Annotated in this window: 14 protein-coding genes; 5 read left to right on the top strand and 9 right to left on the bottom strand. The window is 57.9% G+C overall.

Annotation, left to right across the window (positions count from 1 at the left end; translation table 11 throughout):
• Positions 1-7 precede the first annotated feature (7 nt).
• The 4 genes from VO84_RS22835 to VO84_RS11420 all read right to left on the bottom strand — a co-directional run bounded on the left by VO84_RS22835 (position 8) and on the right by VO84_RS11420 (position 2,423).
• Complete coding sequence (locus VO84_RS22835; protein WP_197413994.1) at positions 8-184, bottom strand: hypothetical protein; 177 nt, start codon at positions 182-184, stop codon at positions 8-10.
• Positions 184-612, bottom strand: coding sequence for a DUF6677 family protein (locus VO84_RS11430; RefSeq protein WP_157439838.1), 429 nt, complete (start codon positions 610-612; stop codon positions 184-186). Before VO84_RS11430 ends, VO84_RS22835 begins: the two co-directional genes overlap by 1 nt.
• Before the next feature lie 78 nt (positions 613-690).
• On the bottom strand, positions 691-1,224 hold the full coding sequence (locus VO84_RS11425) for a hypothetical protein (protein ID WP_058187733.1): 534 nt from the start codon (positions 1,222-1,224) through the stop codon (positions 691-693).
• A 17-nt stretch (positions 1,225-1,241) separates the two neighbouring features.
• Positions 1,242-2,423: a M24 family metallopeptidase gene (locus VO84_RS11420; RefSeq protein WP_058187732.1), complete on the bottom strand. Its 1,182-nt coding sequence runs from the start codon at positions 2,421-2,423 to the stop codon at positions 1,242-1,244.
• Positions 2,424-2,504: 81 nt separating this feature from the next.
• Between VO84_RS11420 and VO84_RS11415 the strand changes: the two genes are divergently transcribed.
• Positions 2,505-2,852: a PadR family transcriptional regulator gene (locus VO84_RS11415; protein ID WP_058187731.1), complete on the top strand. Its 348-nt coding sequence runs from the start codon at positions 2,505-2,507 to the stop codon at positions 2,850-2,852.
• Between the two features lies 1 nt (position 2,853).
• Complete coding sequence (locus VO84_RS11410) at positions 2,854-5,532, top strand: ABC transporter permease (protein ID WP_058187730.1); 2,679 nt, start codon at positions 2,854-2,856, stop codon at positions 5,530-5,532.
• 29 nt (positions 5,533-5,561) lie between these two features.
• Here VO84_RS11410 and VO84_RS11405 read toward each other — a convergent pair whose 3' ends face one another.
• Genes VO84_RS11405 through VO84_RS11390 form a run of 4 tightly spaced genes read right to left on the bottom strand, consistent with a single transcriptional unit; the run spans position 5,562 to position 8,182 of the window.
• Complete coding sequence (locus VO84_RS11405) at positions 5,562-6,143, bottom strand: TMEM175 family protein (protein WP_058187729.1); 582 nt, start codon at positions 6,141-6,143, stop codon at positions 5,562-5,564.
• Between the two features lie 24 nt (positions 6,144-6,167).
• Positions 6,168-6,527, bottom strand: coding sequence for an STAS domain-containing protein (locus VO84_RS11400; protein ID WP_058188729.1), 360 nt, complete (start codon positions 6,525-6,527; stop codon positions 6,168-6,170).
• Between the two features lie 24 nt (positions 6,528-6,551).
• Positions 6,552-6,995 (bottom strand): ATP-binding protein, encoded by a 444-nt coding sequence (locus VO84_RS11395; protein WP_058187728.1) that lies wholly within the window; start codon positions 6,993-6,995, stop codon positions 6,552-6,554.
• Positions 6,992-8,182, bottom strand: coding sequence for a PP2C family protein-serine/threonine phosphatase (locus VO84_RS11390; protein ID WP_058187727.1), 1,191 nt, complete (start codon positions 8,180-8,182; stop codon positions 6,992-6,994). Before VO84_RS11390 ends, VO84_RS11395 begins: the two co-directional genes overlap by 4 nt.
• 120 nt (positions 8,183-8,302) lie before the next feature.
• Between VO84_RS11390 and VO84_RS11385 the strand changes: the two genes are divergently transcribed.
• From VO84_RS11385 to VO84_RS11375, 3 genes are read left to right on the top strand one after another with little or no spacing between them, the layout of a single operon-like run.
• Entirely contained in the window at positions 8,303-8,845 is a 543-nt protein-coding gene (locus tag VO84_RS11385) for a hypothetical protein (RefSeq protein ID WP_058187726.1), read from the top strand.
• Positions 8,846-8,877: 32 nt separating this feature from the next.
• On the top strand, positions 8,878-9,687 hold the full coding sequence (locus VO84_RS11380) for a glycosyltransferase family 2 protein (protein WP_058187725.1): 810 nt from the start codon (positions 8,878-8,880) through the stop codon (positions 9,685-9,687).
• A gap of 4 nt (positions 9,688-9,691) precedes the next feature.
• Positions 9,692-10,897, top strand: coding sequence for a BaiN/RdsA family NAD(P)/FAD-dependent oxidoreductase (locus VO84_RS11375; protein WP_231737888.1), 1,206 nt, complete (start codon positions 9,692-9,694; stop codon positions 10,895-10,897).
• Here VO84_RS11375 and VO84_RS11370 read toward each other — a convergent pair whose 3' ends face one another.
• Positions 10,898-11,899 carry an aldo/keto reductase gene (locus VO84_RS11370; protein WP_058187724.1) on the bottom strand — a complete coding sequence of 334 codons (1,002 nt, stop codon included), beginning with the start codon at positions 11,897-11,899 and terminating at the stop codon, positions 10,898-10,900.
• Between the last annotated feature and the right edge of the window lie 36 nt (positions 11,900-11,935).

Here is an 11,935-nt window from a genome sequence, read left to right as displayed (position 1 = left end):
GCTTGTCCTAGTGGGCAATAAAGTACATCAGCCAGCTCACCACAATTCCCGAGCCGACAAAGAGCGCAAAGCAGTAGATGCCGTAACGCAGCATCTTCTTTGGCGTGTCGCGCATGGTGATGCCGAAGACCGTAGAAGCGAAGAGTGAGAAGAGCGCCAGCGCGCCAAAGTGCGAGATCTGCATCAGGCTGCCTTTCTCCCGGTGCGAATATTATGCGCGTCCACTGCGGCAATGACATTTAGCAGGCCGGCCACCTCAATAAAGCGCGTACCCCAGTCCTGCGATGTGATCTGCACCTGGTCGGCGCCAAGCCCCACGACCCTGCCCACGAGAAACAGCAGACCGTTGCCCAGGTCGCCCACCAGGCCCAGCAGATCCAGAATGTCATGCACATTTGAGAAAAGCTTGCCCTGCATTACCAGCCCTGCGACGAACATGCCCACCACGGAAGCGGCCAGCAGCGCACCGCGACCCCACTTGCCGAGCAGAAAATGCCCAGCGCCCGGCACCAGCCAGCCGGCAATTAGCGGCAGATAGACGAAGCCTGAACCCGCGACTGAATTCGCGGAGGGTTTCCGTGCGGCGTTAGAAGGGGTTTGCGGGCTTGCCATGCTGTTTTGACTATATCGCATAGGGGCAGGCAAGAAGAACGATCAGAACCTTTGCGTTGGCGTGAAGGCAGATGTAGATCAAAGCCGCGTTTTGCTGCGCATTCTGTGCACTAGCAACGGGGCGGTTAAACAAATAACGAGAATTACCAAGCGTAGCAAATCATTGGGAATCAACTTTTCGCCAGTTCGAGAAAAAGCAATGAAAGAACCGAATGCAACGAAAACCAATGCTGGAGCAATTCCAACCAAAAGTCTCCAATCAAATAAATTTGCAAGGCCTGACGCGCCGGAAATGCCAGCTCGCTGAATCATCACGCCCAGATACAGATCCTTGTCGGCCAGTGCATCGAGTGGCTGTTCCCAGGCTTCAATTGCGTTATTTTCCTTATCCCGCCGATATGCCCGTCGAATCAACTCCGCAACAGTCTTCTCATAGCGCTCGTCATCGATTTCGCGCTCAAAAGTCTGCGCAACTGCCATATCCGTCGCGCTTGCGGATTCTTCTGCAAAACCGAGCATTTGAGTTTCAACATCGCTAAGCGATATTCCATCGCGCTTCGCCTGATCGAGAATGCGGTCTATGATGAATCGCTTCGCCTTGGCCAGTGACATGCTCATCGAAGTATGCGTTAAATCCTCACGAGTTCACGCTGAATCTTACCCGTTACCCAAGCTTTACCTGGCTCCGTCAGCATGTCGATCTCACTTCGCACGCCGAACTCCGGCAGATAAACTCCCGGCTCAACCGAGAAGCAGGTATTCGGCAGAATCAACCGCTCATCGTGCGTTTCGAGGTTGTCCAGATGCGCACCCGGCCCATGAATCTCCACCGCAATATTGTGCCCCGTGCGATGCGTAAAGTATTCGCCGAAGCCGGCATTGCGAATCACCGCACGCGCCGCATCATCGCCCTCGTAGCCATGAATCGTGCGGCCCTCCGTAAATGCGGACTCAACTGTAGCAACCGCCGCATCGCGCGCATCGCGAACGGTGGTAAAGACGAGTTGCTCGCGTTCACTCGGCTCGCGGCCAATTACGCCCGTCCACGTAATGTCGTAAAAAATCGCCTCCGGCTTGTCCTGCTTGCCCCAGATATCGATCAGTAGAAAATCGCCCTCGCGGATCGGCGAAGACTTCTCCGCTGTCGGCTCATAATGTGAGTCCGAGCTATTCGCATTCACGCTCACATTCGGCCCGTTTTCCCAAATCAGTCCCTCGCGGCGCATCCCTTCACTCAGCCACTGCACCATATCGAACTCTGTGAACGATCCGGGCTGCCCATTCGCCGGCCGCAGCCTGCGCCCAATCTCTTTCCAGCCCTCGGCCAGCACCGCATCAATTGCCTTTTGCGCCGCCGCATGGGTGAACTTCTGCTCCTCGCTCAGCACAGCCTCAAACTGGCTCACCAGGTTCGCGGAGCTGAAGATCTCCTTGCCAATCGATCGCAGAAACTCCACTGTCCCCGCATCCACCATCGAGACATACATGATGGCGTTGTTCGGCGAGTACTGCATGGCCAGCTTCGTCGCGCCGGAAAGCATCGCTTCCAGTCCAGCGGCCAGTTCCTGCCAACTCGAATACAGCGTCTTGCTGCCTGGCAGCGAATCCAGTCGCAGCTGCTCAATGCGATGCACCAGCTTGTGCGGCTCACCCTGCGCCGGCACAAAGTAATACCACCGCCGCGTGATGTGCGCCTTTGGATCCAGCCCCAGAATCCGCTCGCCAATCGGATCACGGTGATGATGATCGTAAAAAAGCCAGCCGCTGTAACCGGTCTCGCGCAGTGCCGCCTGAATCGCAGTTAAGTTCATAGCGAAATTCTAGCCCGGCTGCGTGGGCAGGTGAATTCGATTTGACACCATACTTAGACATCTATATAAAGACATCTGAGTATGGCCCAGTATCCACCGCGGACGAAAACGGATTCCCTTCAAGGCTCCCTAGACCTGCTTGTGCTGAAGATTCTTTCGCGCAGGCCGCATCTCCACGGCTATGCCATCATGACCGCCATCGGGAATATCTCCGATGAAGTCCTGCGGGCCGAAGAGGGCTCGCTTTACCCTGCGCTTCACCGCATGGAAGAGGCGGGCTGGATTCGCGCCGAGTGGATCAAGAAGGAAAACGGCCGCCGTGCTCGCATCTACGAGCTCACAGCGGCAGGAAAAAAGCAGCTTGGCGCGGAAGAGTCGCGCTGGGCAGCCATTAGCTCAGCCATTAATCGAGTATTGCGGGAGGCGTGAAATGTCGCTCTGGTCGCGCATCGGAAATGTCTTTCGCGGGGACAGGATAAACCGCGAAATCGCAGAAGAGTTCGAGTCGCACATCGAAGAAGCAATTGCCGAAGGCCGCGATCCAGCAGAGGCGCGCCGTTCCTTCGGCCCCATCATGCAGCAGCGCGAGACGAGTCATGGGATTCGCGTGGCGGGGTGGCTCGAAAGCTTTGTGCAGGATACGGCTTATGGCGTGCGATCGATGCTGCGCAGTAAGGCGCTGATCGGCGTTGCGCTGCTTTCGCTGGCGCTGGGGATTGGGGCGAATACAGCGATCTTCAGTCTGCTGGATGCGGTGCTGCTGCGGATGCTGCCGGTGAAGGAGCCGCAGCGGCTGATGCTGCTGGGAACGGCGCGCACAAACGGCGTTTCGGATGCGTATGGATTTACAGAGCTCTTTTCGTACCCGTTTTATCGCGAGCTGCAGAAGCAGAACTCGGTGTTTTCCGATACGGCGGCGATGTTCAGTATGAAGAGCGATATACATGGCTTCATTGGCAACGAGACATCTTCCGTACTAATGAAGGCCCAACTTGTTTCGGGAACGTATTTTTCCACGCTGGGCATGGAGGCCGGGATGGGGCGCTTGCTGAGCGATGCGGATGACAGCACGGAAGGCGATCATCCCGTAGTGGTGGTAAGCGATGCGTGGTGGAAGCGCGCGATGGGCAAAGACCCGGCAGTGCTGGGACGCACGCTCAAGATTGGCCCAACGGTTTTTACGATTGTGGGTGTAGCTCCGGCGGAGTTTTTTGGAACGATGGTGGGTGATGCACCGGATTTGTGGATTCCATTTTCGATGGTGAAAGCTGTACCGCCATATTTCGACGGATATAAGAACAACTTTGCCGAGTCGCTCTACATCTTTGGCCGCATGAAGCCGAGCGTGACGCCGGAACAGGCAACAGCGAATGTGAATGTGCTGTTCCGGCTGATTCTACTGAGCTTTACGGACAGGAAGCCGGACCAGCGCGAGTTGGCGAACCTGAACAACACTCATGTGCCGCTGACATCGATGGGGACTGGGCTTTCGCGGCTGCGGCGGCAGTTTTCCGAGCCGCTGCAGATGCTGATGGGAATTGTGGCGCTGGTGCTGCTGATTGCGTGTACGAACATTGCGAACCTGCTGCTGGCGCGGGCGACGGCTCGCGCACGAGAGCTGGCGGTAAGGCAGGCGTTGGGAGCGCAGCGCGGCAGGATTATTCGGCAACTGCTGACGGAGAGCCTGGTCCTGTCGTTTGCGGGCGGCGCGCTGGGGATTGCCTTTGCGATGGGCGCAAGCAGGCTGCTGTTGCGCATGGTTTCAAGCGGGCCGGAGGTAACTCCGCTTAACGTGGGACTGAATACGACGGTGCTGCTATTTACGCTTGGCATTACCGTAGCGACGGCGCTGCTGTTTGGAACGATTCCAGCTTTTCGAGCGACGCGGGTGGAGCTGACGGAGACACTGAAAGAAGGACGCGGCATGGTGAAGGGCGGCACGAAGAACCTGCTGGCACGCACGATGGTGGTGCTGCAGGTGGCGCTTTCGCTGGCGCTTGTGGTGGGCGCGAGCTTGTTCCTGCGCAGCCTGATCAACCTGACGAACGTGGACACAGGATTCAACCGCGAGAACGTGCTGCGGCTCAACATTGACCCAAGCTCCGTAGACTACAAGGATGGTGAGCCTCGGCTGACTACGATGTTCGAGGAGATCGAAGCAAAGGTGAGCGCGCTGCCGGGCGTGCATGCCGCCAGTTTTTCTGACTTCGTCTTTCACGAAGGAAGCTGGAACGGATGGATTGTAGTGCCGGGTGCTCCGGTGAACTATGACGTACAGGTCAAGCACGACGTGGTTGGCAATAGCTTCTTTGCCACTATGCAGATTCCGCTGATTGCAGGGCGCACGTTTGTGCCGCAGGATACTGCGAAATCGCCGCATGTGGCAATCATTAACGAGCACATGGCGAAGACGTTCTTTCCCGAAGGCTCGCCGATTGGCAAGAGCTACCACATGGGCACCAATGATTCGCCCGTTCAGATCATCGGCGTGGTGAAGGACGCGAAGTTCGGCAGCTTGGATGAAACTCCCCAGTCGATTGATTACATTCCCTACCTGCAGCATCCGCAGTATGTGGACGACCTGAGCGTGCGCTACACCGGCGATTTCAACGCGATTGCGGATGCGGTGCAGCAGACGATTCACTCGATTGACCGCAGCCTGCCGATTACCGATGTGACCACGCTCGATGAGCAGGTGCAACGATCGGTGACAAATCAGCGTGTCGTAGCGCAGCTTTCCATCTTCTTCGGGCTGCTGGCCGTCTTTCTCTCCTGCATCGGCATCTATGGCCTGATGTCGTACATCGTGAGCCAGCGAACCAACGAGATCGGCATCCGCATGGCGCTCGGCGCGCCGCAATCGAATGTGCGCTGGCTGGTACTGCGCGAGATTGCCGTCATGGTGCTCGTCGGAATCGCCATCGGCGTGCCCGCCACGCTTGCCGGTGGACGGCTGGTAACGCATATGCTCTTCGGCTTGAAGGATAACGACCCGGCAAGCATTGCACTGGCCGTAGGCGTGCTGTTGGTCGTAGGGCTGATCGCTGGTTACTTCCCTGCGCGGCGTGCCTCCAGAGTGGACCCCATGATCGCGCTGCGCTACGAATAGGGACTAGCACGCGCCTTCGACGCAAGAACTCATCTGCGGGAAAACGCATCCGGGATGAAGTATGCTACAGCGCTGCAGAGAATGATGAAGAGAGTAACTGCCGGATGTAGCCATGCCGCCGGGATTGCCAAGGCATATGCAACAAGGGTGATCCAGTTCCGACTGCTTGCGGCCCGGTCCATCGCTTTCAATTCCGGGTCCGCCCCGAACTGGACGGCAACAACTTTCTGCAGGAGCATGAAAGCCGCAGTGACCAGCAGAAAAATGCCCGCATAGAGCGCCGTTGCGAACGGATGCAGATGCGTCTCAGCCACGTATTCCGTGAAGAATGGAATCAGCGAAACAAAGAAAAGCACCAGAAGATTCGCCCAGAGAATCATGGGTTCGGCAATCCTCGCATGGTGCAGCAGATGATGATGATTGACCCAGAAGACGCCTACAAAGAGATAGCTCAATGCATAGCTGAGAAAAACGGGCCAAAGTACGATCAGGGCCTGAAGGCTGGCTTCATGAGGAACCTTCAACTCCAGCACCATGATTGTGATGATGATGGCAATCACGCCATCCGAGAATGCGGCGAGCCGCTCAGGAGTCGCCTGTCGCTGAGCCATGCAGTTGTCTGGACGGAGAAGTCCTTACAGCGCCGCCAGCGCCGTCGCCTGATCTGGATACAACCCGGCGTACTTGGTGATGCCCACCATCGTGAAGACCTTGGTGAAGTGCGGCGAAAGGCCGAAAGCCGCCACCTTCTGCCCGGAGTTCGAGGCTTCAATCAGCAGCTGAATCACCAGCGCAATGCCGCTTGAGTTGATGTAATCCACCTTCGTGAAGTCCAGCAGAATCAGCTTGACAGTCTCTTTCGAGAGAGCCTGGTAGGCGCCAAGAACGGCGTCCTTCGAGGTGCTGGCGATATCGCCCTCATAGCGGAGCACGCTGACCGAATGGCCCGCGGACGAAGAAATCTGGTCCACTTTCGACTTGGTTTCACTCTGCACGATCAATATCTCCGTATAAGAACTTTACTCAATTGGCGGGTCCAGCCGTACCAACAGGCGGACGTAGCTGCTCTTTCCGTTTGCGCCCGCCACCCACTCGGCCTCATCCACCAGGGCCTGAATCAAAAACATCCCCATGCCTCGGGGATCTTCCTCACCATGAATCTTCTTGTCGATGTCCGGTTTGGGAGGCAGGGTCTTCATTCCGCGGCCATCGTCAATCACTTTAATCTCGAGTGCATCTTCGCCGGCATTCAGCAGCACGCCCACCTGCAGGCCATCGTTCAGTTTGTTGCCGTGCTCAATCGCGTTGATGCACGCCTCGGCAATCGCCGTCTTGAGGTCTTCGATGCGCTCCGGGCGAAAGCCCATCAGCTTGGCGACGGATGCTGCGGTGCTCATGGCCACCTTCTCGTAGCCGAGCCGCGAAGGCAGCCGAACTTCAACGCATGTTGACTTTCCGCTCAAGCAGCTTTCTCCCCAACCAAATCAGAGTCTGCCGTACAAGGCTCCCCGATGCGCGAGAGTACCAATGCTGTCATATCGTCCGATTGCGGCCCGCCTTTACAAAAATCTTCAATCGCGCGCCACAACGTATCGAGAATAGCATCGGCCATCTGCGGTTGGCACCGGGAAAAATGGTCGATAAGTTGTTCTGAGCCAAATTCTTCGTCCCCGCAGAAAGCCTCAGTCAGACCATCCGTATAAAGCAGCAGGCGTGAGCCTGACGGAAAGGCGCAGCGCTCCGAGGAGTAGCTCATACCGGGCAGCAGTCCCAGCGGCGTGCCGGCTGCGTCCAACTGGCTCAGCGAGCCATCCGGCCGTAGAACATAACCGGGATTGTGGCCCGCATTCACGGCCTCCAGCTCACCGGTCTTCGGGTCGAGACGGGCAAAAATTGCGGTTACGTAGCGGCGGCGCGTCTCGTCGCCCTCTTCCCAATGGCTCTGGTTCATGCGCGTGGCAATCTCATGCAACGCCAATCCGGTAGAAGCGGCAGCTCGAAAAGCGGAGCGGAAGCTTACCGACACAATCGCCGAGGCCAGTCCCTTGCCCGCCACATCCGCCACCACCAGCAGAATCGTTCCGTCCGGCATCTCCACAATGTCCAGATAGTCGCCGCCGACTTCGTAGCAGGTCTTCGATTTGAAGCCAAGGGAGTAGCCCGAAATATCCGGCAGGCGTTGCGGCAAGAGCGAGCGCTGAATACTGCGCGCCGCATCCAGGTCCTGTTGCACGCGGGCAAACTCCACATTGCGCTTGTGGTTGCGCGCGTTTTCCAGCGCAACAGAAGCCTGCAAGGTAAGCCCTTCCAGAAAGTCCGATTCGTACAGTGTCAGCGTGCGCCCATCCGGCGGCATCACCAGCAGATCGGCCATGCGCTGGCCATCGCGGTCATACAAAGGGAAGCGCTGCGCTGTGCCGGCCTCTGCGTCTACGCTGCCATAGGTCAGGTCCTGGCTTAATTCAGGCCCCGTGAAGGTCGCTCCGGCCATCTCAAGTTCGCGCACAACCAGCCGCAGCACGGACCTGAGCACATCTTCTTCGTGAATCGTGGAGTGAACCTGGCGCGAGGCTTCGAGAAGCGCCTGAAGCCGCGCCACCTGCTGCTGCAGGTCTATCGTCTGATCCGTCAGCTGGACCTCAGCCGCCATACGCTGTCTCCCGTGGAATCTCAATGTATCATGAGCAGCGACCCAATTACTTCACTCTTCGATGCTCACAAACGAACTATGAGCGCCTGCAGACCCTATCGCCGATTCAGTGTTCTGGCTGTGTTTATTGCCTTTGCGCTTATGCATTTTTGCACCGCGCAGCAGCCTGCCGTACATTCTGACAAACCCCGCGAAATGCTGATGACGGAAGCCGGACTCATTGCAGTGGATACTCCAGAAGGATGGGAGCGAGCAGATGGGCCTGGATTGGCATTTTTCCTTCCGAAAGGTACCGACCCTTCGAAAGCAGACGTCTGGATTTATCTCGCCGGAATGCCCGTTGGAGCAAAGGAAGACGCAAAAAACACCGTATCCGCCATCGAGTCTGATATCTCAGAGTTCAGAAAACGCTTCAAAAATGGTACTGTCCGCGAAGAAAAATCTCTCACGCTTCCTCGCGTAAAACAGGATGCCAGGGTCTACACATTCGAAAGCGGCGAAGAGCACAATTCTTTTGAGCAGGTCGTCTATATCGCCGATGACGGCCAGGTACTAACTCTTACACTCAGCGCCCGTAATCGTCAGGCGTTTGACCGCGCACTCCCCGTATTAAAAGCATTCGCAGAATCCTACGGCGGCACACTCCACGTGGGCGCAAAATAGTGCAACATAGCGCGTGATTTATCCTGCAACGGATGCGTCAAACTCTCTCCGTCGCCATGATTGCCATGAATGAGGAGGCAAATCTGCCCCGCACGCTCGAAAGCGTTAAGTGGGCCGATGAAATCATCCTCGTCGATTCAGGATCACGGGACCGCACTCTTGAAATCGCAGAATCCTATGGTGCAAAGACCAGCCATCACGCCTTTGACGGCCACGGCGAGCAGAAGAATGTCGCGCTCGATCTCTGCACCCAGGACTGGATCCTGCTGCTCGATGCCGACGAAGAGCTCACGCCCGAGTTGCAAAAGGAAGTCCAACGGACCCTGGCCGCCGAGCCGCCCTTCACTGCCTACTGGATTCCGCGCCTCAACCTCATCCTTGGCCGCTGGATGCGCCACGGCGGCTTCTATCCTGACCACAAGCTGCGCCTCTTCAAGCGCGGCACAGCGCGTCTCAGTGAAGGCGTCGGCCCGCACTCCACGCCTCAGCACGATGAGCACCAATGGGGCCACAAGGGCACGCTCAAGTGCGACATGCTGCACTATGCCTATCCCAACCTCGCGGTCTATCTCGAGCACATGAACCGCTACAGCTCAGAGATCGCCATGCTGCTCGCGGCGCGCAATCGTAACAGCCGCTCGCTCTTGGCCTTCGTCTGGAACGCCGTTCTCAACCCCGTCGCCACCTTCTTCTACAACTACATCTTCCGCCTCGGCTTCCTGGATGGCCGCGAAGGATTATTGCTCCACATCAATCACTCGGTCTACATCCACTGGAAGTTCATCAAAGCTTGGTGGATTAGTCGGGGCAGGGATCAGGGATCAGAGATCAGGGGTCAGTAAAGCCGTGCGCGAGTTCGACGTCATCGTTCTCGGCGCAGGTGCGGCAGGCCTCATGTGCGCCTCTGTCGCAGGCCAGCGCGAGCGTAGCGTAGCGCTCCTCGAACACAACACCCAGTCGGGCCGTAAAATCCTCATTTCCGGCGGCGGACGCTGTAACTTCACCAACATCCATACCGCACCCGACCGCTATCTCTCTGCTAACCCGCACTTCATAAAATCCGCGCTCGCGCTCTACCAGCCCGCGCATTTTCTTGAGCTCGTCGAGCGCTACGGCATCGCCTGGCATGAAAAAACCCTCGGACAGCTCTTCTGCGACCACTCCGCACGCCAGATTCTCGACATGCTGTTAGCCGAGTGCGAGCGCGGCAAAGTTGAGTTGATCCTGAATGCCCGCAACATCGCCGTCGAACGTGACTCAACAACCTTCCGCGTCAGCTCATCACAGGGCGAATTCCGTTGCGGCGCGCTCGTAGTCGCCACCGGTGGCCTGTCGATCCCCAAACTTGGCGCAACCAGCTTCGCCTACGATCTCGCTCGCCAGTTCGGTCTGCGCATTATTGATCCGCGCCCCGCGCTCGTGCCGCTCGTACTCGGCAGCGAAGAAGCAAGCTGGACCGCACTCTCTGGCGTCTCCACAGAAGTCGTTGCATGGGCCGAAGCCTCATCCGGCAAACCCAACCGCCAGCCGCCACCGCGCTTCCGCGAGAAGATGCTCGTTACGCACCGCGGCCTCAGCGGCCCGGCCATTCTGCAGGCCTCGTCCTACTGGAAGCCCGGCGAACCAATCTATATCGACCTCGCTCCGCAATTCGCAAAGGACAACCGCCTTTTTGCTCCGTTGTTCGAAACGAACGCTCGCCGCGATTCGCAAGCTTTCCGCCAGGCTCTTCGCGCCATACTCCCCCAGCGTCTAGCCAACCACCTCGCAGTGGCCGCCACACCGGCAGGCTGGACCAATGCTGCCCTCGAAGCCACTGAACAAGAGTTCCGCCGCTATGCCTTCCATCCCACCGGCACAGAAGGCTACGAGAAAGCCGAAGTCACCGCCGGCGGCATCGACACCCGCGACCTGCAGGCCCGCACCATGGAGTCGCGCTCCGTTCCGGGTCTTTACTTTATCGGCGAAGCCGTAGACGTCACTGGCCACCTCGGCGGTTACAACTTCCAGTGGGCCTGGGCATCAGCCGTCGCCGCCGCCAACAGCCTCTAGCTACCCCTGCGCCGTAGTCTGCCGGGCCGCCGTAGCCAGTTCCTGCCGTAGCAGCGCAATCTCCTCCGCCGTAAAGCGCGAGTGCGTAACAGCGTCCACGTTAAGCTGAATATGGTGCGGCTTCATCATCGCCGGAATCACCACATGAATCCCCGTGTCGCGCAGAATCACGTTCAGCACGACATCCGCAAGGAGGCCATCATCGGTTCCGGAAAGCTTTTCGCGGACCGCCGCCGGAATTCTGCTGCTGGCGGCAACAGAGGCAAGCGCAGCCCGTGTCTGTCCCACACGCGAAACTCCGCCGAATGGATGATTTGCCACCAGAGCATGCGCGCCGCCCGCAATCTGAGAAAAACCCGTCGCGGCTGAAATATCAAAAACATTGCACGGAAACTGCATCGCTCCAAGCTGCGGAGGATTGCTTTTGAGTGCAACCGCCACCGTCGCAGGGTCGCCGGAGAGGCCCGCCACACGAACCTTTCCCTGCTCCACAAGCCGCTGCATGGCATCCAGCAGGTCATGCTGCTCAAGCACGCTCGCCGGCGCGGAATGCAGAAAGAGCATGTCCACGGTTTCCGTGCCAAGCTTGCGCAGGCTCTCCTCAATACTCTGCTGCAGAACCGGAATCGTGAACTGACCGTGAGTGAATTGGCTGGCAGCCGTCTTTTGCAGGGTCTTGTGCATTCCAGGAGCCAGCTTCAGCAAACTGCGCGCCGCGGATTTCGCCACACCCTTCCATGCCGCCTGATTCGCCGGCTGGATGCCAAACTTGGTAGCAATCACCGCTTCCTGTCTGCGTCCGCGTAGAAACTCACCCAGCAGCGCCTCTGATTCGCCATAGCCATACATGCGGGCCGTGTCAAAAAAACGAACCCCTGCATCCCACGCGGCTTCCAGCGCACGCAGTGAGTCTTTGCGGCCAGTGCGTCCAAGCAATGCAGCGCAGCCAAAACCAATTCTGGGCGCAGAAAGTCCGGTAGTGCCAAGAGGAATCGAGTTCATGCCGAGACCTGCCTTCTGAATGCGAAATTGCCTTGC

Origin of the sequence: Occallatibacter gabretensis (assembly GCF_001449115.1) — a bacterium.
Taxonomy (GTDB): Bacteria; Acidobacteriota; Terriglobia; order Terriglobales; family Acidobacteriaceae; genus Telmatobacter; species Telmatobacter gabretensis.
Note: the sequence above shows the minus strand (reverse complement) of the source record. Positions and strands in the feature narration are given on the sequence as shown.

Excerpts from the sequence above, each read along its gene's own strand:
- VO84_RS22835 (WP_197413994.1), bottom strand. The coding sequence starts at position 184 with ATGCAGATCTCGCACTTTGGCGCGCTGGCGCTCTTCTCACTCTTCGCT.
- VO84_RS11370 (WP_058187724.1), bottom strand. The coding sequence starts at position 11,899 with ATGAACTCGATTCCTCTTGGCACTACCGGACTTTCTGCGCCCAGAATT.
- VO84_RS11430 (WP_157439838.1), bottom strand. The coding sequence starts at position 612 with ATGGCAAGCCCGCAAACCCCTTCTAACGCCGCACGGAAACCCTCCGCG.
- VO84_RS11410 (WP_058187730.1), top strand. The coding sequence starts at position 2,854 with ATGTCGCTCTGGTCGCGCATCGGAAATGTCTTTCGCGGGGACAGGATA.
- VO84_RS11390 (WP_058187727.1), bottom strand. The coding sequence starts at position 8,182 with ATGGCGGCTGAGGTCCAGCTGACGGATCAGACGATAGACCTGCAGCAG.
- VO84_RS11380 (WP_058187725.1), top strand. The coding sequence starts at position 8,878 with ATGCGTCAAACTCTCTCCGTCGCCATGATTGCCATGAATGAGGAGGCA.
- VO84_RS11415 (WP_058187731.1), top strand. The coding sequence starts at position 2,505 with ATGGCCCAGTATCCACCGCGGACGAAAACGGATTCCCTTCAAGGCTCC.
- VO84_RS11405 (WP_058187729.1), bottom strand. The coding sequence starts at position 6,143 with ATGGCTCAGCGACAGGCGACTCCTGAGCGGCTCGCCGCATTCTCGGAT.
- VO84_RS11420 (WP_058187732.1), bottom strand. The coding sequence starts at position 2,423 with ATGAACTTAACTGCGATTCAGGCGGCACTGCGCGAGACCGGTTACAGC.
- VO84_RS11425 (WP_058187733.1), bottom strand. The coding sequence starts at position 1,224 with ATGTCACTGGCCAAGGCGAAGCGATTCATCATAGACCGCATTCTCGAT.